The sequence below is a fragment of the Flavobacterium branchiophilum NBRC 15030 = ATCC 35035 genome, from assembly GCF_002217205.1.
In the GTDB taxonomy this organism is placed as follows: Bacteria; Bacteroidota; Bacteroidia; order Flavobacteriales; family Flavobacteriaceae; genus Flavobacterium; species Flavobacterium branchiophilum.
The window spans coordinates 1-22,594 of record NZ_MUGT01000118.1; the positions used below are offsets into that span (position 1 = coordinate 1).

General features: G+C 31.5%; 24 protein-coding genes. 16 read left to right on the forward strand and 8 right to left on the reverse strand.

Annotated elements, in window-relative coordinates:
* From B0A58_RS16500 to B0A58_RS12365, 6 genes are all read left to right on the forward strand, one after another.
* Positions 1–1,844: hypothetical protein (locus B0A58_RS16500; RefSeq protein WP_089081311.1), on the forward strand; the 1,844-nt coding region annotated here is incomplete at its 5' end.
* A 100-nt stretch (positions 1,845–1,944) separates the two neighbouring features.
* Positions 1,945–3,498 (forward strand): T9SS response regulator signal transducer PorX, encoded by a 1,554-nt coding sequence (gene porX / locus B0A58_RS12345; protein WP_089081312.1) that lies wholly within the window; start codon positions 1,945–1,947, stop codon positions 3,496–3,498.
* A 2-nt stretch (positions 3,499–3,500) separates the two neighbouring features.
* The gene (gene tsaE / locus B0A58_RS12350) at positions 3,501–3,908 is read left to right on the forward strand and encodes a tRNA (adenosine(37)-N6)-threonylcarbamoyltransferase complex ATPase subunit type 1 TsaE (protein ID WP_089081313.1); all 408 of its coding nucleotides are present in this window, start codon (positions 3,501–3,503) and stop codon (positions 3,906–3,908) included.
* On the forward strand, positions 3,905–4,375 hold the full coding sequence (locus B0A58_RS12355; RefSeq protein ID WP_089081314.1) for a GNAT family N-acetyltransferase: 471 nt from the start codon (positions 3,905–3,907) through the stop codon (positions 4,373–4,375). Before tsaE ends, B0A58_RS12355 begins: the two co-directional genes overlap by 4 nt.
* A 4-nt stretch (positions 4,376–4,379) precedes the next feature.
* Positions 4,380–5,579 (forward strand): alanine dehydrogenase, encoded by a 1,200-nt coding sequence (locus B0A58_RS12360; RefSeq protein WP_089081315.1) that lies wholly within the window; start codon positions 4,380–4,382, stop codon positions 5,577–5,579.
* 41 nt (positions 5,580–5,620) lie between these two features.
* On the forward strand, positions 5,621–6,004 hold the full coding sequence (locus tag B0A58_RS12365) for a DUF4258 domain-containing protein (protein WP_089081316.1): 384 nt from the start codon (positions 5,621–5,623) through the stop codon (positions 6,002–6,004).
* A gap of 1 nt (position 6,005) precedes the next feature.
* Here the strand turns inward: B0A58_RS12365 and B0A58_RS12370 are convergent, their stop codons facing one another.
* From B0A58_RS12370 to B0A58_RS12380, 3 genes are read right to left on the reverse strand one after another with little or no spacing between them, the layout of a single operon-like run.
* Positions 6,006–6,512 (reverse strand): GNAT family N-acetyltransferase, encoded by a 507-nt coding sequence (locus tag B0A58_RS12370; RefSeq protein ID WP_014083516.1) that lies wholly within the window; start codon positions 6,510–6,512, stop codon positions 6,006–6,008.
* A gap of 9 nt (positions 6,513–6,521) precedes the next feature.
* Positions 6,522–7,640 carry a GTP cyclohydrolase gene (locus B0A58_RS12375; RefSeq protein ID WP_089081317.1) on the reverse strand — a complete coding sequence of 373 codons (1,119 nt, stop codon included), beginning with the start codon at positions 7,638–7,640 and terminating at the stop codon, positions 6,522–6,524.
* Positions 7,637–8,626: a transporter gene (locus B0A58_RS12380; protein ID WP_014083514.1), complete on the reverse strand. Its 990-nt coding sequence runs from the start codon at positions 8,624–8,626 to the stop codon at positions 7,637–7,639. Before B0A58_RS12380 ends, B0A58_RS12375 begins: the two co-directional genes overlap by 4 nt.
* A gap of 154 nt (positions 8,627–8,780) precedes the next feature.
* Here B0A58_RS12380 and B0A58_RS12385 point away from each other — a divergent pair, with 154 nt between their 5' ends.
* The 9 genes from B0A58_RS12385 (at position 8,781) to B0A58_RS12425 (ending at position 18,129) form a co-directional block, all read left to right on the forward strand.
* Positions 8,781–9,005, forward strand: a complete 225-nt coding sequence (locus B0A58_RS12385) for a DUF4834 domain-containing protein (protein ID WP_243389497.1) — start codon at positions 8,781–8,783, stop codon at positions 9,003–9,005.
* Between the two features lie 25 nt (positions 9,006–9,030).
* Positions 9,031–11,475 carry a YfhO family protein gene (locus B0A58_RS12390; RefSeq protein ID WP_089081319.1) on the forward strand — a complete coding sequence of 815 codons (2,445 nt, stop codon included), beginning with the start codon at positions 9,031–9,033 and terminating at the stop codon, positions 11,473–11,475.
* 4 nt (positions 11,476–11,479) lie between these two features.
* Positions 11,480–12,772 carry a glycosyltransferase family 4 protein gene (locus B0A58_RS12395; protein WP_089081338.1) on the forward strand — a complete coding sequence of 431 codons (1,293 nt, stop codon included), beginning with the start codon at positions 11,480–11,482 and terminating at the stop codon, positions 12,770–12,772.
* A gap of 70 nt (positions 12,773–12,842) precedes the next feature.
* The gene (locus B0A58_RS12400; RefSeq protein WP_089081320.1) at positions 12,843–13,676 is read left to right on the forward strand and encodes a 1,4-dihydroxy-2-naphthoyl-CoA synthase; all 834 of its coding nucleotides are present in this window, start codon (positions 12,843–12,845) and stop codon (positions 13,674–13,676) included.
* 52 nt (positions 13,677–13,728) lie between these two features.
* Positions 13,729–14,679, forward strand: coding sequence for a 1,4-dihydroxy-2-naphthoate octaprenyltransferase (gene menA, locus B0A58_RS12405; protein WP_089081321.1), 951 nt, complete (start codon positions 13,729–13,731; stop codon positions 14,677–14,679).
* Between the two features lie 132 nt (positions 14,680–14,811).
* On the forward strand, positions 14,812–16,011 hold the full coding sequence (locus tag B0A58_RS12410) for a tetratricopeptide repeat protein (RefSeq protein WP_089081322.1): 1,200 nt from the start codon (positions 14,812–14,814) through the stop codon (positions 16,009–16,011).
* A gap of 114 nt (positions 16,012–16,125) precedes the next feature.
* Positions 16,126–17,181, forward strand: coding sequence for an o-succinylbenzoate synthase (locus tag B0A58_RS12415; protein WP_089081323.1), 1,056 nt, complete (start codon positions 16,126–16,128; stop codon positions 17,179–17,181).
* A 73-nt stretch (positions 17,182–17,254) separates the two neighbouring features.
* A complete protein-coding gene (locus B0A58_RS12420) occupies positions 17,255–17,566 on the forward strand; it encodes a Sec-independent protein translocase subunit TatA/TatB (RefSeq protein WP_089081324.1) in 312 nt (103 codons plus the stop codon).
* A complete protein-coding gene (locus tag B0A58_RS12425) occupies positions 17,566–18,129 on the forward strand; it encodes a phosphatase PAP2 family protein (RefSeq protein WP_089081325.1) in 564 nt (187 codons plus the stop codon). Before B0A58_RS12420 ends, B0A58_RS12425 begins: the two co-directional genes overlap by 1 nt.
* Here the strand turns inward: B0A58_RS12425 and B0A58_RS12430 are convergent.
* Positions 18,121–19,044: an energy transducer TonB family protein gene (locus tag B0A58_RS12430; RefSeq protein ID WP_089081326.1), complete on the reverse strand. Its 924-nt coding sequence runs from the start codon at positions 19,042–19,044 to the stop codon at positions 18,121–18,123. The two genes, B0A58_RS12425 and B0A58_RS12430, sit on opposite strands and share 9 nt — an antisense overlap.
* Positions 19,045–19,121: 77 nt before the next feature.
* A complete protein-coding gene (locus B0A58_RS12435) occupies positions 19,122–20,348 on the reverse strand; it encodes a Glu/Leu/Phe/Val dehydrogenase dimerization domain-containing protein (protein ID WP_089081327.1) in 1,227 nt (408 codons plus the stop codon).
* Between the two features lie 189 nt (positions 20,349–20,537).
* Between B0A58_RS12435 and trxA (B0A58_RS12440) the strand changes: the two genes are divergently transcribed.
* Positions 20,538–20,855 carry a thioredoxin gene (trxA, locus tag B0A58_RS12440; protein ID WP_014083502.1) on the forward strand — a complete coding sequence of 106 codons (318 nt, stop codon included), beginning with the start codon at positions 20,538–20,540 and terminating at the stop codon, positions 20,853–20,855.
* A gap of 249 nt (positions 20,856–21,104) precedes the next feature.
* On the opposite strand, the gene trxA (B0A58_RS12445) is transcribed toward trxA (B0A58_RS12440), so the two are convergent.
* Genes trxA (B0A58_RS12445) through B0A58_RS12455 form a run of 3 tightly spaced genes read right to left on the reverse strand, consistent with a single transcriptional unit; the run spans position 21,105 to position 22,540 of the window.
* Positions 21,105–21,401 (reverse strand): thioredoxin, encoded by a 297-nt coding sequence (trxA, locus tag B0A58_RS12445; protein ID WP_089081328.1) that lies wholly within the window; start codon positions 21,399–21,401, stop codon positions 21,105–21,107.
* 31 nt (positions 21,402–21,432) lie between these two features.
* The gene (locus B0A58_RS12450; protein ID WP_089081329.1) at positions 21,433–22,269 is read right to left on the reverse strand and encodes a methyltransferase domain-containing protein; all 837 of its coding nucleotides are present in this window, start codon (positions 22,267–22,269) and stop codon (positions 21,433–21,435) included.
* A 13-nt stretch (positions 22,270–22,282) separates the two neighbouring features.
* Positions 22,283–22,540 carry a heavy-metal-associated domain-containing protein gene (locus tag B0A58_RS12455; RefSeq protein ID WP_089081330.1) on the reverse strand — a complete coding sequence of 86 codons (258 nt, stop codon included), beginning with the start codon at positions 22,538–22,540 and terminating at the stop codon, positions 22,283–22,285.
* Between the last annotated feature and the right edge of the window lie 54 nt (positions 22,541–22,594).

A 22,594-nucleotide genomic window follows, 5' to 3' on the forward strand; every position in this document is an offset into this window, starting at 1 on the left:
TAAATAACTCGAAAAAAATTAAATTATTTGGAATTTTGACACAAGCCAGTTTTGGCATAGATACACAAAATTTTGAACCTACAAATGAAAGTGCTGATACAGCTTTTAATATAGACTATTTAACAAAAAAAAATTTATATGATCAGCAAATTCACAGTAATTTACCTTCGAAAATAACCTTTAAAAACGATTATTTATATGCTAATTTCAATATTATTTATAAACTAAATAATAAATTTAAAATTAAAAACAACATATTTACATACAAAGATAAACAGATAACGTATGAAAACATCAATACAAAATTTGTAAATCAAATAGAAAATAATAGGGATAATTCAAACATACTTAATCCAAAGTATTTAAGAATTGACAACAAATTTTCATACATTATCAATACAAATTCCATCGTAGAGGGCAGTGTAATTTTGAAAAATAATAATGTGTCAAACACCTACCATTCACTATTTAACAATGTAACACAATACCAATCATTATTAACAACCACTGATTTATTTTTTAAAGCTGACTTTAATTACACCTTAAAACTAGCCACAACAAAAGCCCTACAATTTAAAACCGTGTTTTCCAAAAATAATATCCCGCAAAATGTGTTGAGCGAGTCTTATTCAATAGACAATGCACAAGAAAATTTATTAAATTATTTTCAAAAAAGTGCATTTTCAAAACAAATATTAGAAAATTCAATTCAATATTATACCAAATCACGTCATTTAAAATCGGCTCTTTCATTAACACATCTAAACGAAACAAACCTATTTCAATCAGAAGGGTTATTTTATAACAATACAAATTATTTTAACAATAATTTCAAAAACAATAAATATATTACAAATATAGGTATTACATCAATCTTAGATATTCAAAAAATAAAAGTACAACCACAAATTGCCATTAATTTTTACCAACAAAAAATAGACGAATTAGTAGCTCATGATTGCAAGCTTACACATAAACTAACAGCATCCTATGCTATAAATAAACATTCGATAGCATTGACAAATAGTAATGTATATGACACTCCCGTTGAAGATTATTTGTATTCTAATAATGTCATTCTTGATCCCTATACCGTTAAAAATAATAAACTCTCACTTCGTTTAATTCAAAATAATATTTCTTCATTATCTTATAAATATGATAATTTAAATAAATTAATATTTATAAAATTAAATATTGATTATAATTTTTCTATCAATACTTATGTATATAATGTAGATATAACTTCTAATTTACTTACTTATACTTACTTTCAAACCCCAACAAAAATACAAGCCCGAAGTTTAAATTTAGAAATAAATAAATTCATCAAACCATTACATTTAACAATAAAAAATGATCATCATTACACTAATAATCAATATATTAATACCATAAATCAATCGGGCAATAGAGTAAATATTGAGAATAAATTAATAAATAATTTATATTTATTCAGTTCATTTAACTTTCCAATAAATATAGAAGAAAAATTCAATTATACTAATACAAAATTTATAAGCAATAATAATTCAAATTATACAATTAATAGCTTATATTTTACAAGTAAATTAAATATAAAAATTAATGATGAAATACTCATTATAGGTACTCATGACTATTACTTGCCCAATACCAGAAGTAATGAACAACTCCATCTTTTTGATTGCCAATTTCATTACAAATCGAAAAATAAAAAAGGAATAAACTTTAGTATTATAAGCAAAAATATGCTAAACAATACCTTTAATTATTTGACCAACACCAATGATTTTTCTATTCAAGTGTACAAAACTCCCATATTAGGAAGGCATATTTTAATGTCAATAGTATTCAATTTTTAAATTTAATTACCCTATTTAAAACAACAAAAAAATAAATTTATCGATATTTTAATCATTTTTTGTTTTTTAAAGATTAAATTGCACCCAAATTTTATTTTAAATGGAAAACATCAAAATTTTATGGGTTGATGATGAAATTGACTTACTCAAACCTCATATTTTATTTTTAGAAAAGAAAAATTACGCTGTTACAACGTGTAATAACGGCAGAGATGCCATTGATGTATTTGAAGATGGCAATTTTGATATAGTTTTTTTGGACGAAAATATGCCTGGCATGAGTGGATTAGAAACTTTACAAGAAATTAAAGAAAAAAATTCTACTATTCCGATTATAATGATTACAAAAAGTGAGGAAGAGATGATAATGGAAGAGGCTATTGGTTCTAAAATTGCAGATTACCTTATAAAACCAGTCAATCCGAACCAAATATTGTTGAGTTTGAAAAAAAATTTGGACCACACCCGATTAATTTCGGAAAAAACATCATTGGATTATCAAAAAGAATTTCGTAAAATTGCTATGGATATGTCCATGGTAAACACGTATCAGGATTGGATTGAATTATATAAAAAACTGTTATTCTGGGAGTTAGAACTAGAAAACATCAATGATAACAGTATGTTTGAAATTTTGGAATCGCAAAAAGTAGAGGCTAATTTTCAATTTGGTAAATTTATCGAAAAAAATTATGAACAATGGTTTTTGCCCAAAACAGATAAACCAATACAATCGCACGACCTTTTTAAACAATTAGTGATACCTGAAATTGTCAAAAAAGACAAGCCTATTTTGTTTGTTGTTATTGATAATTTAAGGTATGATCAATGGAAAAGTTTTGAAAATATTGTACAACAATATTACAAAATCGAAAAGGAAATTCCGTATTATGCCATATTGCCAACCGCAACCCAATATGCAAGAAACGCTATTTTTTCGGGCTTAACCCCTCTTGAAATGGAAAAGCAGTATCCACAATATTGGAAAAATGATGTGGACGATGGAGGTAAAAATTTGTTTGAGGAAGCATTTTTGTCTGCTCATTTGAAAAGATTAGGTTTGCATATCAAACATGATTATTATAAAATAACCAATTTAGCAAGTGGAAAAAAATTAGTTGAAAATTTTAAAACGCTCAAAAACAATGATTTAGTAACTATTGTTTACAATTTTGTAGATATGCTATCGCATGCTAAAACAGAAATGGAAGTAGTAAAAGAATTAGCTTCCGATGATAAAGCTTATCGATCGCTTACTAAAAGTTGGTTTCAAAATTCGCCATTACTAGAGGTCATCCAACAAGCACAACGTCTTGGTTTTAAACTCATTATCACGACAGACCATGGTACTATTAATGTGAAAAATCCTTCAAAAGTAATTGGCGACAAAAACACGAGTTTGAATTTGAGATACAAAACAGGACGTAGTTTAACTTATGAAGACAAAGACGTTTATGCTGTAAAAGATCCAAAAAAAATAGGATTACCCGCCATAAACATGAGCAGTTCTTATATTTTTGCCAAAAATGATTTGTTTTTAGCTTATGTAAATAACTACAATCATTATGCTAGTTATTACAGAAATACTTACCAGCATGGAGGTATTTCTTTAGAAGAAATGATTGTTCCTTTTTTAATTTTTAATCCAAAATAACTATGGAAATTACTTTTAAATTGGAAGAAATTGTAAGTGTTACTCAAAAAATTTTAACATTCAATTTACAAAAAATAGTGTTATTTGAAGGCCCAATGGGAGTCGGAAAAACTACCTTAATAGCACAAATATGTAGAGCTTTAGGAGTAAATGATAGTACAAGCAGCCCTACATTTTCAATTGTAAATGAATATATAAGTAATCGAGGGGAAACCATTTTTCATTTTGATTTTTATAGACTTAAATCTGAAACAGAAGCATTAGATATGGGAGTTGAAGATTATTTATATAGTAACAATTGGTGTTTTATAGAATGGTCAGAAAAAATAGCATCCCTTATCCCTGAAAACCATACTGTTATAACCATAAAATCATTAGATCAAACCAGTAGAATATTAAACATACAATGAAAACGAATATCAATATCAAAATAATTCCATATACAGAAACGTTAAAAACACATATCAAAACGCTAAACTATGAGTGGTTAAATAAATATTTTCGTATAGAACCAAAAGACGAAATAGTATTATCTAATCCAACAGAAGCTATTATCAATACAGGTGGATATATATTTTATGCAGCAAAAGACGAAGAAATTGTAGGCACTTTTTCATTATTATATATATGCCAACATGAGTATGAATTGAGCAAAATGGCTGTAAAAGAAGGTACTCAAGGTTTAGGAATTGGACAACTAATGATGACGTTTGCCGTAGATTTTGCAAAGCAACAAAATTTTAAATCATTAATATTGTATTCAAACAGAAGTTTAAAACCAGCCATTCACTTATACGAGAAATTTGGATTTGAAGAAATTCCACTAGAAAGTGGCGTATATGAAAGAGCTGATATAAAAATGATGAAAATAATATAAATTTATGACTACAATAAATTCTCCTTTTACAAAGGCACAATTAATCCCTCAAGAAGAGAAATTAGAAATTTTTAAATCCAAATCCAATTTATTTATTGGTATTCCAAAAGAATCTAGCAAACAAGAAAAAAGGATTTGTCTTACTCCAGATGCAGTAAACTCATTGGTTAACAATGGGCATCAAATTTTGATAGAATCAGGTGCAGGGGAACATTCAAATTATTCTGACAAAGAATACAGCGAAGCTGGTGCAGAAATTACCCATCAAACACAAAAAATATTTAGTTGTCCAATTGTATTGAAAATTGCACCCGCAACCATTGAGGAAATCAATATGATGAATGAAAAATCATTTATTTTATCTACAATTCAATTAAAAACACAAGATAAAAGTTATTTTCAAGCATTATCAAATAAAAAAATTACAGCTTTAGCTTATGAATTTATTAAAGACGAAACAGGTTCATATCCTGTAATAAAATCTTTAAGCGAAATTGCTGGTACAGCTTCTATTTTGATAGCATCAGAGCTAATGATAGACAAACAAATAGGTAAAAGTTTGCTTTTTGGCAACATTACTGGTGTGCCACCAACAGATGTAGTCATTTTAGGAGCTGGTACAGTAGGAGAATTTGCTGCCAAAACAGCCATAGGGCTGGGTGCAACGGTGAAGGTTTTTGATAATTCCATTACAAAACTTAGGCGGTTGCAAAACAATATTAACCAAAATATATTTACATCTACTATTCAACAAAAAAGTTTGCTAAAAGCTTTAAGACGATGTGATGTGGCAATTGGAGCCATGCGAGGCAAGGATAGGTGCCCCGTTGTGGTGAGCTCGACTATGGTAGAACACATGAAAAAAGGCTCTGTAATTGTGGATGTAAGTATTGATACAGGCGGATGTTTTGAAACATCAAAAGTTACATCGCATGAAAATCCTATATTTTTACATCAAAATGTCATACATTATTGTGTTCCCAATATACCATCACGATATGCTAAAACGGCCACATTATCATTAAGCAACATTATAACACCTTATTTATTACAAATTGCCGAAGATGGCGGTATTGAATCTTCTATTAGACGTAATAAAGATTTGAAAAACGGTGTGTATTCTTACTATGGAATTCTTACTAATAAAACTATTGGCGATTGGTTTGGTTTATCAAATAGCGACATCAATTTGATTGTTTTTTAAATATAAAAACGTAATTTTGCAAAAAAATTAATCAAAACAACATGAAATTTACACATCGTTTGGCCTACTATTTATTAGGATTATTAGTTGGTGGCTTTTTTTTAAAATTTGTAATTGACTATTCAGGTGCCAAAAATATGGAATTTGCCTATTTGCCAAACGCAAGGGTTTTAAAAAACATTCGTACAAAATCTTTTCATTATTCAGATATAGCTACTCAAAAAATAGTTCAAAAATGGATAGACACCACTGATATTAAAAAAATATTAACCGATGGAGATATTGATTTTGAAATTAGCAAAAAACCTGAAGACGGAGGCAAAGTGTACTTTATTAACGGAGAAACAAATAATCATAAAAAAGTCACATTAAAAGTAATAAATTACGAACAAAAGGCTTTACTAAAAGATATTGTAATCAAATAAATTAAATTACAATTTCTAGCAAGCTCAAAACCACTGCGTCGTAATGTTTTGGTAGGCTAGAATTTGCGTTTATTTCTTTGTAACCTATCAATTTGTAGCCGCATTTTTGATAATATGCATTTAATTTGTCATTATCTCCCCAAGTATCTAATCGAACGCAAGAAATATTATTTTCTTTTGCCCGATTTATAGCCCAATTTGTAATCAATTTTACTAAATGTTTGCCATGATGTTCGGGATGTGTTACAATTCTGTGTAAGTAAATTGAGGGTATATCATCTTTTTCGTCCCAAATTTCTGCATCATTATAAGTGATTGAAAATATACAAATAGTGGAATCATTTTCAATTATTTTAAAAATTCTCGATTCGTTGATTTCATTTTGAATCATATCAACGTCAAAACCTTGCCAATGTTTGTTAAAAATTTGTTTCTGATAAGCTACAGCAAAATCATAAAATTGAAAAATAAGTTGTAGGTCGTTTGCATTGGCATTTAGTATTTTCATGTGTCGTTTTTAAAGGTTTTTTCTATACGTTTTTCTTCTGCAAACAATTTTAGGATCAAAATTTTTCCAAAGCAAATGTATTGCTGTATTATCTGCTAATTCTGGTGTTCTTATACAATTTTGAATATTTTTTTCTGTAAAAGTAGTATGGTATTCTTTAAAAATAATAGCATGAACACCTTTATTCTGATATTCAGGATGAACCCCAATCAAATAAAAAGTAACATCTTTACTATTATTTCTTGCATTTAATAAATGTAAAAAACCAAAAGGCAACAATTTGCCTTTGGCTTTCTGTAATGCTTTAGAAAAACTAGGCATTACAATGGCAAAAGCTACTAATTGACCATGTGAATCTGCAACAAATTTTATATATTCAGGATTGATAAAACTTATATATTTTTTCTTAAAATATTCTTTCTGAATATCTGAAATAGCTACAAAAGATGATAAACTTGCGTATGATTTATTAAACAAATCAAACATTTGATCAACATAAGGTAAAACATCTTTTGTTTTTTTAAAGTTCAACGCTTTTAATCCGTATCTTTTTTTAATTAATTCTTGTGCTTTATCAAAATATTCTAATTTAACATTTACAAATGGAAATTTATTTTCTAAATATTCTTTCTCCATTACAAATCCTAATTGTTCAAAATGAGTAGCATAATAAGGATAGTTATACCAAGTAATCATGGTGCCTATTTCATCAAACCCCTCTGTTAAAACCCCTACTTTGTCTAAATTTGAAAAACCCATAGGCCCTTCAACATATTCTAATTGATGTTTTTTGCCTAGCTCATATACTTTATCTAATAGCACTTTAGTTACTTCAATATCGTCTATAACATCAAACCAGCCAAATCGGACTTTCCGTTTTTGTTGGTTATGGACTTCTTCCCAATTGATGATGGCGGCAATTCTTCCAACTATTTGATTGTTTTGATAAGCTACATAAAAATATGCTTCTGCATTTTCAAAAACAGGGTTTTTAGTTTTATCAAACGTTTCCAATTCATCAGCAATTATTGGTGGCACCCAATAGGGATTATTTTGATACAGTTTGAAAGGGAATTTGACATAATCTGTCATTTCTTTTTTAGACAAGGCTTCTACTATTGTAATCATTTTTTCTCTTTTTTTATACCACTTTTACCTTTACTGTTCTTTTTAGCTTCTTTTTCCAAACGTTTTTTCTCTTTTGCTACTTTGGCTTTTTGTTTTGCAATACGTTCATCTTCAGGCACTCTGTCTAAAGTATCCTTGTAATTGGCATCAAATCTCCAAGAAAAACCAACACCGCCATACAAAATATCTGGAGTGTTTTTAAAATTTTTACTTATAGAAATATCTACCTGTGTATTAAAATTCAATAAAAAAGCACCGCCCACCGTCAATATCGAATCTGAATAGTACTTACTTTGAACGCCTTTGTTTTCAAGAAAAACAGACCAATCGCTTCCAATTCCTTTGGTATAAGTAACCACATATCCAGTAAGTGGGTTTTCTGTAGCAATTTTATCTACAAAAATATTGCAAACAAAAACATGACTGCCAGGAAAATTATTTTGAGATATTAACATTACTTTTGGGCTTATTTTAGGCTCTATACTATAATTAAATGGACTGTTACCACTAAAATTAGCTCCAGCATATACAGAAACAGCTGGAATTAAATAATGCCAATTAAACTTATGATTGGCTTTCCAACTATAAATATTGACTTTAGGTTTATAATTTCTATTAGGATCATACATCAAATACTTGGCACCAAATGTAAATTTTTTGAAACCCTCAATGTTTTTTTCTTCTAATAAATTACTATAAAGCCCTTTTTGATATTGTAAATTACCTATTAATTCTAATTGATCATACAAAAAACCATATCGTAAAGCAACATCTGTTCCAAAACCATTTAATTCTGAAAGCAACAAATCATGTTTTTCTTGTATTAAATAAGCTCCCAGTTCTGTTTGAATGACATCTTTTCCAACCGCAAAAGCCGACATCGATTCTCCTGGCCGGTTTGAATTGATGACGTCTGTATATTGAGAAAAACCATAACTAGCTGATAAAAAAGCTGTTATCAATAATAATAAACGAAATCTAGTCATATTTTTTAATTTATATTGAAAATGAAGCCCAAAAGTACTTATTTTTATTATTATTTTAACCCAAAAAAATATAATTTTATACAACAATTTATTAAATTTGTCGAATAATTTATTAATAAATATGCAAACAGCCTCTTTTAATGGATTCATAAAAATGGTCATAGAAATCATAGTATTTTATTATGCTATTAAATTTATTGCAAGATTATTTTTTCCAATAGTTGTAAAAAAAGTTGTTGAGAAAGCACAGCAAAATTTTCAACAGCAGTATCAAAAAACTTACGAACAAGAACAAGACGTAACAAAAAAAAGTAAACCTAACCAAGAAAAAACTAAAAAACAAGTAGGTGAATACATCGATTTTGAAGAAATCGATTAAACTACACAGTTAATTTATTACACTAATGAAGAAAATTCAACATTTATTTCCATTTGTACTAGCAATTTTAAGCTTTGCATTAATTTCAGTCATCTATTTTTATCCCGTGTTGCAAGGCAAAAAAATATACCAATCTGATATAGCACAATATATTGGTATGGCCAAAGAGCAAAATGATTTTAGAGCAGCAGAAAACCAAGAACCCTACTGGACCAATAGTGCATTTGGCGGAATGCCAACCTATCAATTAGGAGCCAAATATCCTTATGATTTTATTGGAAAAATTGATGATGTCATCCGTTTTTTGCCTAGACCTGCTGATTATTTGTTTTTATATTTTATAAGTTTTTATACGCTTTTACTTGTTATGAAAACCGATCCATTAAAAGCATTTTTTGGATCATTAGCTTTTGGATTTTCAACCTATTTGATTATTATTCTTGGCGTTGGTCATAATGCAAAGGCCCATGCCATTGGATATTTACCACTTGTAATTTCGGGTATTGTATTGGTTTTTCAAAAAAGATGGATTTGGGGTGGCATACTTACCATGTTGGCATCAGGTTTAGAACTTAATGCAAACCACCTTCAAATGACTTATTATGCTTTATTTTTAATAATACCAATCTGTATTTATTACACAATAGACTATTTAAAAGAAAAAGATTATGGTAATTTAACAAAAACATACAGTGTTTTAGCAGCGGCAGCTATCTTGGGTATTGGTGTTAATGCTACCAGCTTGATGGCGACATCAGAATATGCCAAAATGAGTACGAGGGGCAAAAGTGATTTGACTTTAGACGAAAATGGAAAAAAAAAAACTTCAAATAATTCCATGAGTTATGATTATATTACAGAATACAGTTATGGAATTGCAGAAAGTCTTAATTTGATAGCACCTCGATTATTTGGCGGATCAAATAATGAAACATTAGACGATAATTCCAGCTTATACAATTTTGTTATAGCACAAGGCGGAACAGATGCTGAAGCTAAAGAGTTTTCACAAAATTCACCTACTTATTGGGGAGACCAACCTATTGTTGCAGCACCCGCTTATATTGGCGCTGTAGTTTTTTTCTTAGCATTATTAGGGCTTGCTATTGATAAGCGCAAAATAAAATGGGCTTTTTTATTTGGTACCCTAATTTCATTAGTTTTATCTTGGGGTAAAAATTTTCCTATTTTAACAGATTTTTTTATAGATATTGTACCTCTTTATAACAAATTCAGAGCCGTTTCGTCTATACAAGTTATATTAGAACTTTGTTTTCCAATATTAGCCATTATGGGTTTACAATCTTTTTACATGGCTTCAAAAGACAGTCAAAAAAGAGGTTTACTATTAGCATCAGGTTCAAGTCTAGGATTGATAATATTAGTATTATTGTCAAAAAGTTTATTCAGTTTTGCAGGAAATAACGATGGTTATTATATACAACAATACGGACAATTAGGACAACCTTTTATAGAGGCATTACGGGCAGACAGACAATCCATGTTTGCAGCTGATTTATTAAGGTCTGGTTTTTTAATTGCTAGTTGTACTGCTATTTTATGGTTGAGTTTCAAAGAAAAAATAGCTCATCATACAGCCGTTATTTTGATTGGCCTTTTTATGGTTGGTGATTTATTTTTTATTGATAAAAAATATGTAGATAGTAAAAGTTTTATAAGTGCCCGAGAAGTTGATGCTCCTTATCAACCTACACAAGCCGATTTACAAATTCTACAAGACACCAGCAATTATAGGGTTTTTGAAGTAGAAGGCAATATGTCTAGTGCTAGAAGTTCTTATTTCCATAAATCCATTGGTGGATACAGTGCCGTAAAGCCCATCAGGATGCAACAACTATTTGATTATCAAATAGCTAAAAACAATTTAGAAGTTCTAAATATGTTAAATGTAAAATACATCATTCAAACAGATGAAAAAGGGGTGCCAAATGCGATGCTAAATCCAAAAGCAAATGGTAACGCATGGTTTGTTCAAACGGTAAAAACAGTACCAAATGCAGATGCTGCTATGGCCATGTTAAAAACCATAAACACCAAAACATCCGCCATTATTGAAAAAGATTTAGAAGGTGATAATCTGAAAAAAGTTGCCATAAAAAACAATTATGTTACAGATAGTACTGCAACTATTTCATTAAAATCGTACAAACCTAATTATTTAATTTATCAATCTGTAAATAAAAATGATGGCTTTGCTGTTTTTTCAGAAACTTATTATAAAAATGGCTGGAATGCCTATATCGATGGTCAAAAAGTACCTTCAATTAGAGTAGATTTTGTATTGAGAGCCTTGCAAATACCAGCGGGACAACATAAAATAGAATTTAAATTTGAGCCTCAAGTCATCAAAACAGGAAGTTACATTACTTTAATAAGTGCTTTTATCATGATGGTAGTAATACTATTTGGATTTTATATTGAAAAAAACAAATTGAAATTATCAAAATAAAGTGATGCAAACAAAAAAAGTCCTTATCATCACTTACTATTGGCCCCCAGCTGGTGGGCCTGGGGTGCAGCGTTGGCTAAAATTTGTCAAATACTTGCCCGAATTTGGAATAGAACCTATTGTATATGTTCCAGAAAATCCCACTTATCCAATTGTAGATGATCATTTATTAGAGGAGGTTAACAAAAATACCATTATACTTAAAAATAAAATAGTAGAACCCTATCAATTAGCAGGTTTTTTTTCTAAAAATAAAGCAAAAAAAATTAGTTCAGGAATTATTCCTAAATCTAAAAACCAAACTTTTTTTGAAAAAATAATGCTTTGGATTCGAGGAAATATTTTTATTCCAGATGCACGGTTTTTGTGGGTTAAACCTTCTGTTTCTTATTTAGAAAAATACATCACTGATAATCAAATAGATACAATTATCACTACTGGTCCTCCTCACAGTGTACACCTCATTGGATTGCATTTAAAAAGCAAAACTAATGTCAGATGGTTTGCTGATTTTAGAGATCCATGGACAACTATTGGCTATCATAAAGCCTTAAAGCTATCTAAATATGCTCAAAAAAAACATCAATATTTAGAAAAAAAAGTGTTAAATTCTGCAGATTCCATTATTGTTACCAGTAAAACAACCAAGAAAGAGTTTGAACAACTAACCAACAAACCCATTGAAGTGATAACAAATGGCTTTGATGTAGAAAACATTGAAAAACAAACATTAGACACTACTTTTTCATTGGCACATATTGGATCCTTTCTTTCTGAACGAAATCCAAAAATACTCTGGGAATCTTTACATGAACTTTGTAATGAAATACCTCATTTTAAATCTTTTTTAGAAATAAAATTAATAGGTGCTGTAAGTCAAGATATATTAGATGAAATCAAACAACATGAATTACTACATTATACTATTAATATGGGTTATGTTGCCCATCAAGATGCTCTAAAACATCAAAGAAAATCTCAAATATTACTTTTAATTGAAATAGATTCTGAAGATACTAAAAGTATTTTACCCGGAAAACTTTTTGAATACATGGTTTCCGAAAGGCCAATAATTGCTCTTGGACCAAAGGATTCAGATTTTGAAGACCTATTAATTCAAACCAATACAGGCGTATTTTTTCAATACAATGAAAAAATGGCTTTAAAAAACACAATTGCCCAATACTTTAATGCGTTTTTGAAACAAAATTTGAAGTCGAATGCCATAGGATTGCATCAATTTTCAAGAAAACAACTTACAGAAAAATTATCAAAATTAATTCATAACCAAACTTAAACATAAAACTAGGATTTAGCTCCTATAAAATGTGTATTTTTACAATTTGAAATTTAAAAAAATAAACCAGATGATAGATTGGAAAACAGCTAAAGTTTTTGAAGACATTACATACAAAAAATGCAATGGTGTGGCTCGTATTGCCTTTAACAGACCCGACGTTCGCAACGCTTTCAGACCCAAAACCACCTCAGAATTATTACAAGCTTTTCACGATGCACAAGAAGACACCTCAATAGGAGTTGTGTTACTTTCTGCAGAAGGCCCTTCGACTAAAGACGGTGTGTGGTCGTTTTGCAGTGGTGGCGATCAAAAAGCCCGTGGACATCAGGGCTATGTTGGCGAAGATGGTTACCATAGATTGAATATTTTGGATGTCCAACGCCTTATCCGATTTATGCCAAAAGCCGTCATTGCGGTAGTTCCAGGTTGGGCAGTTGGTGGCGGCCATAGCTTGCACGTGGTGTGCGATTTGACCTTGGCCAGCAAGGAACATGCTATTTTCAAACAAACAGATGCCGATGTTACAAGTTTCGACGGAGGCTACGGATCTGCTTATTTAGCAAAAATGGTTGGTCAGAAAAAAGCTAGGGAAATATTTTTTCTTGGCAGAAATTACACCGCACAAGAAGCTTTTGAAATGGGCATGGTCAATGCCGTTATTCCGCATCAAGAGTTAGAAACAACCGCTTATGAATGGGCTCAAGAAATTTTAGCCAAGTCGCCCACCTCAATAAAAATGTTGAAATTTGCCATGAATTTAACAGATGATGGCATGGTGGGACAACAAGTTTTTGCAGGCGAAGCTACCCGATTGGCTTACATGACAGACGAAGCTGTTGAAGGTAGAAATGCCTTTTTAGAGAAAAGGAAACCTAATTTTGAAAAAAAATGGTTGCCATAATTTATAATTAATAAAATTAAATTTACAATAATAAAGACAAAAATCAAATATTATGAAACATTGGATACAAGCAGCCCGATTACGTACGTTACCCCTTTCCGTTTCAGGTATCATTGTAGGCAGTATGTTTGCCCTCTCCTACCCTACTGAAAATGTTTTAACTCCTACCGAAGTTTTTAATTGGAATATATTTATTTTTGCCATTCTTACAACCTTGGGTTTACAAATTTTATCCAATTTTGCCAATGATTATGGCGATGGTGTCAAAGGAACTGATAATCAAGACCGCATTGGCCCTATGAGGGCCATACAAAGCGGCAATATTAGTCCAAAACAAATGAAAAGAGCCATAATTATTACATCAATTCTAACATTCATTAGTTCTATTGTATTAATTTATTTGTCTTTTAAAAATACAAATCTACTATATTCTTTATTTTTTTTAATACTCGGAATCACCGCAATTGCCTCTGCCATTCGCTATACTATTGGCAAATCAGCTTATGGGTACAAAGGTTTTGGCGACATTTTTGTATTTATTTTCTTTGGTTTAGTCAGTACTATTGGTGTCAATTTCTTATATTCTAAAGAACTCAATTTGGTGTTGTTTTTACCAGCAATAGCCATTGGCTTTTTGAGTGTAGGGGTTTTAAATTTAAACAACATGCGTGATGAAGAATCTGATAGAAAATCCAATAAAAATACATTGGTTGTAAAATATGGAGGATCATGGGCGAAAAAATATCATTTTTTTCTTGTTATATCTGCCATGGTATTGTGTCTCCTTTTTGGCTTTATTCAAAGTTTTCATTTTGACCAATACATTTTTATTGTAGCCTTTTTCCCTATAATTAGTCATTTAAAAACCGTTTATCACAATCAAATTCCAAAAAATTTAGACCCCGAATTAAAAAAATTAGCTATTTCAACTTTTTTACTATCTGTATTATTAGCCTTAGGAATGATATTTTTTATATCAGATTTAATTGTCAATAATGCTTAGTGCTGTAATTTTTTCTAGGAGCTAATCCCGCTATCCGCTATATCTTTTGTTTTTTAAAGAAAAAAACAAAAGGATGTCGCTACTATCGGGGCTAGGAACTTTTGTTTCAAAGATACATTTTTGCAAAAAATTATGAAAAAAAATTTATTAATATTACTTTTTCTTTACATGAACTCCCTTTTATCTCAAAACGATGGATTTTGGGATAAAGAAAGAGCAACCAATAAAACAATAACTGCCTCTGCTTTTAAAAAAATAGTGGTGGCATCAGATGATTTTCCTGATGGAACCACCCAATTTTTATTCAGAATTACCTTATTAAACGATAATCAAGAGCTGGCATCGAGCCTTACCTCTTTGTTAAAATCCATACCCGATCCTACTGGCATTAGCCAAGGTTCGGCGGGTGCAGTGTTTCTTTTATCAAAAATTTCAGGAAATGATACTTGCAAATTTGCCCTTTTTGCTTCGGAAATAGCAGCCAACAACTTTGTAAAAAATGCCAATTCCAATAAAGCTTGTTATACTCAAAATACTCCAACTAACAAAGAAGCAAAACTGATTTCATTGCAAAATGACACTTGCCTTTCTGATGAAGTTACAAAAATATTTTTTGTGTTTGAAAATAAAAACTGGATTTTGAATCAAAAAATTGTATTAGAAATAGTGCCGTGGGTTGATTATAAATTAAGCAGGGGATACAACATGACGCACAAAAAATCACTTTTAGCTACCATCAATCAGCTAGAAACGGCACAAAAATTAGCTCATTCTGGACTATTTACCGCTTGTATTTTGGAAAATATCCAAAAAAATTATAAATATAGCGAATTTCAAAACCTATTAGAGATAGAAAAAAATAAAGTATTGTATGACTTTGAAAAAAAATGTATTTCAGAAATAGGATTACAAGATGAGTTAGATACTACCAATAGACAACATATAGCACAGCTAGCCGATGAGCAAAATTTTGAAGCAGCAATCGAAGCAACTCACCAAACATTTATAAAGTTTCAAAAAGCAAATGCACAAGATTATAGCAATTTAGGTTATTATTATTTGATGACCAAGCAATTTTCAAAAGGCAAACAAGCCCTTGAAAATGCAGAAAAATTAGCCCCCTCGGATATCGCAATCAAGCTGCGTTTGGCACATGCTTTTGTATTGAACAACGAGTTTAGAATGGCCAAAAATATCCATAAAACCTATCGAAATCAAAATATTTCATCCAAAGTGAGTTGGATAGAACAAGCACGAAAAGACTTGGATTTATTCAAAAAATATAAAATTGAACATGAAGATTTTGATAATATTTTAGAGTTGTTTGAATAAAACATGCCTCTTTTGAAAACGAATTAGCCCAGATAGAAGTGAAAATCCTTTTGTGCCAGGGTTTGGCACAAAAGATTGTAACGAATAGCTGGAAATAGCTCCAAAAAAAAATAAATGACAGCACATTATTATAAATATTTATTACATTTTAAAACCCCTTCGGGTACATCGAGGGGTGTTTTGACACAAAAAGAAACGTGGTTTTTGGTAATTGAGGACCAAGGCCAAATAGGAATTGGCGAGTGTGGGTTGTTGCGAGGGTTGAGTATAGACGACCGAGAAAATTACGAAGAAAAACTGACATGGGTTTGTAAGCATATTGACCTAGGAGTAGCCTATTTATGGGAAGCTTTACTGGAATTTCCATCGATTCAATTTGGGATAGAAATGGCATTCCAGTCGTTGTACAGTAAGCATCCATTTGAATTGTTTCCGTCGGATTTTGTTTTGGGCACACAATCAATGCCAATCAATGGGTTGGTTTGGATGGGCAGTCCAGAGTATATGCGAACTCAAATAGAAGCCAAAATTGAAGCTGGTTTTGATTGTATTAAATTGAAAATTGGAGCAATTGATTTTGAAAAAGAGTTGGCTTTATTAGCTTATATTCGACAGCATTTTGACGCATCAAAAATTACGATAAGAGTGGACGCCAATGGTGCTTTTTTGGTAGAAGAAGCGATTTCTAAATTAAAACAATTATCTGAATTTCAGATACATAGCATCGAGCAACCCATAAAACAAGGACAAATAGAAGCCATGAAAAAATTGTGTACAGAAAGCCCTGTACCTATTGCTTTGGACGAAGAGTTGATTGGGGTTTATGGTTCACAAAAAGAGGCCCTTTTGAGAGCCATCAACCCACAATATGTGATATTAAAACCCAGTTTGGTTGGTGGGTTTAGAGGCAGTATGGAGTGGATATTGGCGGCAAAAAACTGTCAAATCAATTGGTGGATTACCTCGGCATTGGAAAGTAATGTGGGGCTCAATGCCATAGCACAATGGACTTTTTTGCAAAAAAATGAAATGCCTCAAGGACTCGGAACAGGAGGATTATATACGAATAATTTTGAAAGTCCACTTGAAATTATAGACGGGAAAATAAAATACAATACGGACAAAAAATGGAATTTTGAAAGCATTAAAAAAAGCATAATTACAAATTAATCCTGTAAAGGTTATCGAAAAATTGTAGAAACTTATTAACTTTGCAAAACCTAATTAAAAAAATCAACCAATTATGTTAGATGTTAGTGGAGGTGAAATCCTATTTATATTAATCGTTGTTTTGATGCTGTTTGGCTCGGACAAAGTACCAGAAATTGCTAGAAAAGTAGGTAAATTTATGGCACATTTGAAAAACGCAACAAATGAAATAAAATACGAAATTCAAAAAGGCGTTGATGACATTACAGAAGAAACGTCATTGAAAGAAATTTCTAAAGAAATAAACAATGCTAAGGAAAATTTAGTTGTAGATTCTACCAATACTATAAATAAAGTAAGTGAAGATTTTAAAGAAATTACAGGCCCAATAAAACGTCAATTTTAATGGTAGAGCAACTCAAAATTTTGGATCGGGAGTTATTGATTTATTTAAATGGATTAGGCTCCAAACCTTATGATGGTTTTTGGCTTTTTATCACCAATCAATTGCATTGGACTCCCTTCTTTTTGTTTCTTATATATTTGGTTTACAAAAAGTTAGGAGCTAAACAAACGGGTTATATTGTGTTGCTGGTTGCTGTTTTAATCCTCATGACCGATCAAACGTGTAATTTGTTTAAAAATCATTTTCAACGATTAAGACCTTGCAACACCCCTGATTTGCAGGGTATTATCAGAATTGTAAAAACGAGTAGTTCATATAGTTTTTTTTCGGGTCATGCTGCCAATACTACTGCGGTTGCCGTATTTTTGATTGCATTGCTAAAAAAACATATCAAATATAGCTATGTTTTATTGATTTGGCCTCTCGTTTTTTCGTATAGCAGGATTTATTTAGGCCTTCATTATCCGATAGATTTACTTACAGGGTATTTTTTCGGTAGTGTATTTGGTATGGCAACCTATCAATTTTACAACTTTTTAATTAAAAAATACCACTTAGTTTAAGGAAAAATTATATACTATTTTACCTACTTGTTTGTTTGGAGCCGATGCAGATGCTTGCCATTTGGTTTGCATAGCAGCAAGTTTTGCTTGGTCTAATAAACATTTGGCGGCATTGGTGGTGCCTTTTACACCAGCAGTTGCTTGTATGGTATTGCCATTTTGATCTACTGTTACCTCCACAACCACTTTGCCTTCTTCGTTGCACTGGTATTTTGGTGTTGGTTTGGAAAGTGCTTTTCTGTTTCCTAAAGAATAGCCTTCGCCTCCACCCGTGCCTTGTCCTGATCCATGGCCAATTCCTGTACCATTACCAGAACCCGTTCCTGTTCCTGTGCCAGTACCAGAGCCGTTTCCGTCATTGCCATTTTGTCCTAAACTACCGCTAGATTTGCCTTTATTACCCGCTAATTTATCTGTGCCGTTGCCGTTATTTGTCCCTCCTTTTAAGATATTAGATAACACATCTTGAGTAACAGTAGCTACCTTTGTCTTTGGTTCATGAACAGGTGTTTCGTGTTTTGGGGTTGGCGATTTTGTAGTTTTTTTTGAAGGATTAGGTAGTGCAACCACATCATCAGAAGGATTTGTATTAGAAATCACTTCGTCTATTGGATCTGTTATTAAAGTATTAGGGGCTTTTTGGGTACTAACATCTCTACTTATATTAAAATCATTTCCAGAACCCCAATCGCTATTGCCCAAACTAACCGATACACTTCCGCCACCCCCCTGCCCCATTATAGAGGTCAAATTTGAGGGTGGCCAAAATTGAATACTGTATAATAAAAACAACACACCAAGAAATAAGAAAACAGTCAAAACAAATGACTTCTTTTTATCAGAAATAGCGCTATTTAAAATAAAATTTATGAGTTTTGACACCATCAATGATGCCAATCTGGTTTCAGTTCCCATACTGAATGTGATTAGACAATGAACAACGTGTAAAAATAAAAAAAATTGTGATTGCAAACAGGATTAACACCAAAAATTTAGGTGAGTTGTTTTAATGCTATTTCAAAAGCTGTGGCACTTAATTGGGTTTTAGCAGGATTCAAATCGTGAATGTTACACAAAGCTTTACGAATAGTTTCTGAAGTATCATGAAAAATAGCTTCATCAGTCATTTGAACTTTTTGCTCCATAAAATAAGCAAAAACACGTGCCATTCCACAGTTAGAAATAAAATCAGGAATCAAACTAATTTGATTGTCCACTTGTTCCATAATAGGGCCAAAAAAAATGGCTTTATCAGCAAAAGGAACATTAGCACCGCAAGAAATTACTTCCAAACCCGACTGAATCAAATGGTCTATTTGGTGTTGAGTTACCAATCGAGAGGCAGCACAAGGAGCAAATATTTCTGCACCTAAGGTCCAAATTTTTTCGTTCATTTCCTGAAAAGGCACCAATGAGTTGGCTACAAGTTGGTTGCCATTTTTATGCAGAAAAAAAGATGTAATAGTTTCAAAATCAAAGCCTTCTGGATTCATAACTCCTCCGTCTTTATCAATAATCCCTACAATTTTCACTCCCATTTTTGACAAATAAAAAGCGGCAGCAGCTCCTACGTTACCAAAACCTTGAATGATGGCTTTTTTGTTTTGTACATTGCCACCATAAATATTGTAATAATGCTTAACTGTTTCGGTCACACCATAACCAGTAATCATATCGGCAACGGTATATTTTCGGGCTACATCGGGGGTAAAATGTGCATTTTCGATTACTTTAATTACTCCTTGTCTAAGTTGTCCAATTCTATTAATTTTATCGGCCTCGGTAGGTTTGAAATGTCCGTTAAAAACCCCTTCTTGAGGATGCCACACCCCACACTCTTCTGTAAATGGGATTACTTCATGAATTTCATCTACGTTCAAATCGCCACCTGTTCCATAATAACTTTTCAATAAAGGCGAAACGGCTTTATACCAGCGTTGCAAAACCCCTTGTTTTCGAGGGTCGTTAGGGTCGAAATTGATCCCTGATTTGGCACCACCAATGGCGGGTCCCGAGACAGAAAACTTGACTTCCATAGTTTTTGCCAACGATAAAACTTCGTTCATATCCAAGCCTTTTCTCATACGTGTCCCTCCACCAGCAGCACCACCTCGTAACGAGTTGATGACAGTCCATCCTTCTGCTTCTGTTTCTGAATCTTTCCAATTGAAAATTATTTCAGGGGCTTTATTTTCAAATTTCAGTAATAATTCCTTCATTTTTTTAAGTTATTAATAATTAAAAGCAAATATAAAACAAATTGCATAACATATTAACAATCATTCTGTTTTTTTTAAATAACAAATGTTGATACCTTAATAAAAAAAGAAATTTTAAAAAGTTGATACTTACATGAATAAATTGTAATTTTGTATCGAAATTATTTTCGTAACTTAAATCAAGAAAAAATGGCTTTAGCAATAACAGATGCAACTTTTGAAGAGGTTGTTTTACAATCAGATAAACCTGTATTAGTAGATTTTTGGGCAGAATGGTGTGGCCCATGTAGAATGGTAGGCCCAGTAATAGAAGAGTTGTCCAAAGATTATGAAGGAAAAGCAGTAGTTGGCAAAATAGATGTAGATGCCAATCAGGATTTTGCTTCAAAATTTGGTGTTAGAAACATTCCAACTGTATTAGTATTCCACAAAGGAGAGCTAGTTGGCAGACAAGTTGGCGTGGCTCCAAAACAAACCTATTCTGATTTGATTGACAAACTGTTATAGTCATCATGTCCGAAAAAATATTTGTGAACCAATTATCAAATTCAAATTCTAAATAAACAAGTAGCTTAAAAGAAGTGCGTTTTGGGCGTTACCACAAGGGTCGGGCTATCCGTTACAATCTTTTTTGAGGCAGAAAAAGCCTCAAAAAAGGATTTCCACTGCTATCCCTAACGCAAAACGCTGCAATCAACTAGAATTTAGTCCATTAAAAAAAAGATGAAAGCCACACAGAACTTTCATCTTTTTTTTTTATAATAATTTATCTACCGTTTTTATTATTTCTTCTTTTGGCAAAACTCCCGCTTGACGCCAAAGCGATTTGCCATTTTGAAATAACATCATCGTTGGCACACTTCTAACTTGAAAATGCTGTGCTATTTCTTGGCTTTTATCAACGTCGATTTTAATTACCTTTAATCGATCGCCAAAATGTCGTTTGACTTCAACAATAATAGGACCCAACATTTGACAAGGGCCACACCAAGTGGCATAAAAATCAACCAAAACAGGAATATCAGACTGGATGTACTCGTTGAATTTATTCATATTATTTTATTTAAGAAAATTAATATAAAAATTAACTGATTGCTTTTTTAATTGTATATTTTGATTCATAAGCAACACATTGTTGCAAATCTGAATCAAGTATGGGAGCCGAACTACTGATGAGTATTTTTGTAAAATTAACGTTCATAGATGCAGACAAAACCAAAGGCAAATTTTTTATTTTTTCAATTACCGTATTTTGACAACCCACACAGGTAATTCCTTCAAAATCATATAATTGAACTACATGTTGCTCGTTTTTTTGACATTCAAAAAACAATTCGTTGCCTGCTCTTGGAGCCACAGAATGGGTACAATTTTCTAAAACGTTAAATGCAAAAGCATGCCCAAAAATCGATTCATATTCGGCTAAAGTACCACCAAATGGAGGGCCAGATTCAAAATGTTTGTTGAATAATAAACCCACTAGTTTACCATTTTGGCTTAGCAATTGATGATTTTTGACTATATATTGCAAACGCATCATTGGAGGCAACGCACAAAAAAAAGTTTGTTCAATGATGAAATCATATTGCCCTTGATGTTCAAAAAAATCACCCAAAATAATGGTAATATTTGGATTGTTTTGAAATTTATCTTTCAAATTTTGAACTAACGTTGGTGCAATATCAATAACGGTAATATTTGTAAAACCTTGTTCCAACAAGTAGGCTGCCTCATAAGCATTGCCACAACCAGGAATTAATATTTTGGCATTTTTGTTTGTTATTTGATTGATATACAATTGAATAGGTGGCGACACTCTTCCTAAATCCCAACCCGTAGCTTGCAACTGGTATTGTAAGTCCCAATAATTTTTATCGAGGGATTTATCGCACGACGTTACACAACATTGCATGTTTTCCATAATTTTGATGACATTAATTTAATTTACCAATAGCACAACTTACAAATGATTTTGTTTTTGAAATCAAGGAGTTATTGCCTTTTTCGGGATAGCCTAAATCGGTTAGTTTTTGTATAATCTGATTGGCATCAGCATGCCCTTCTACCGTAATTGTATCGGTGCTTTTGTCGATAGTAACCTGGGTAACATGAGCTATTTTTTGCAAAGCATTTGAAATACTGTTCATACACCCACCACATTTGATATTTTCTACTTCAAATTTTTGTATCATATTTCATTTTATTAAAAAAAACAAACTATCTCAAACAAAAAAGCGTGTATTTGA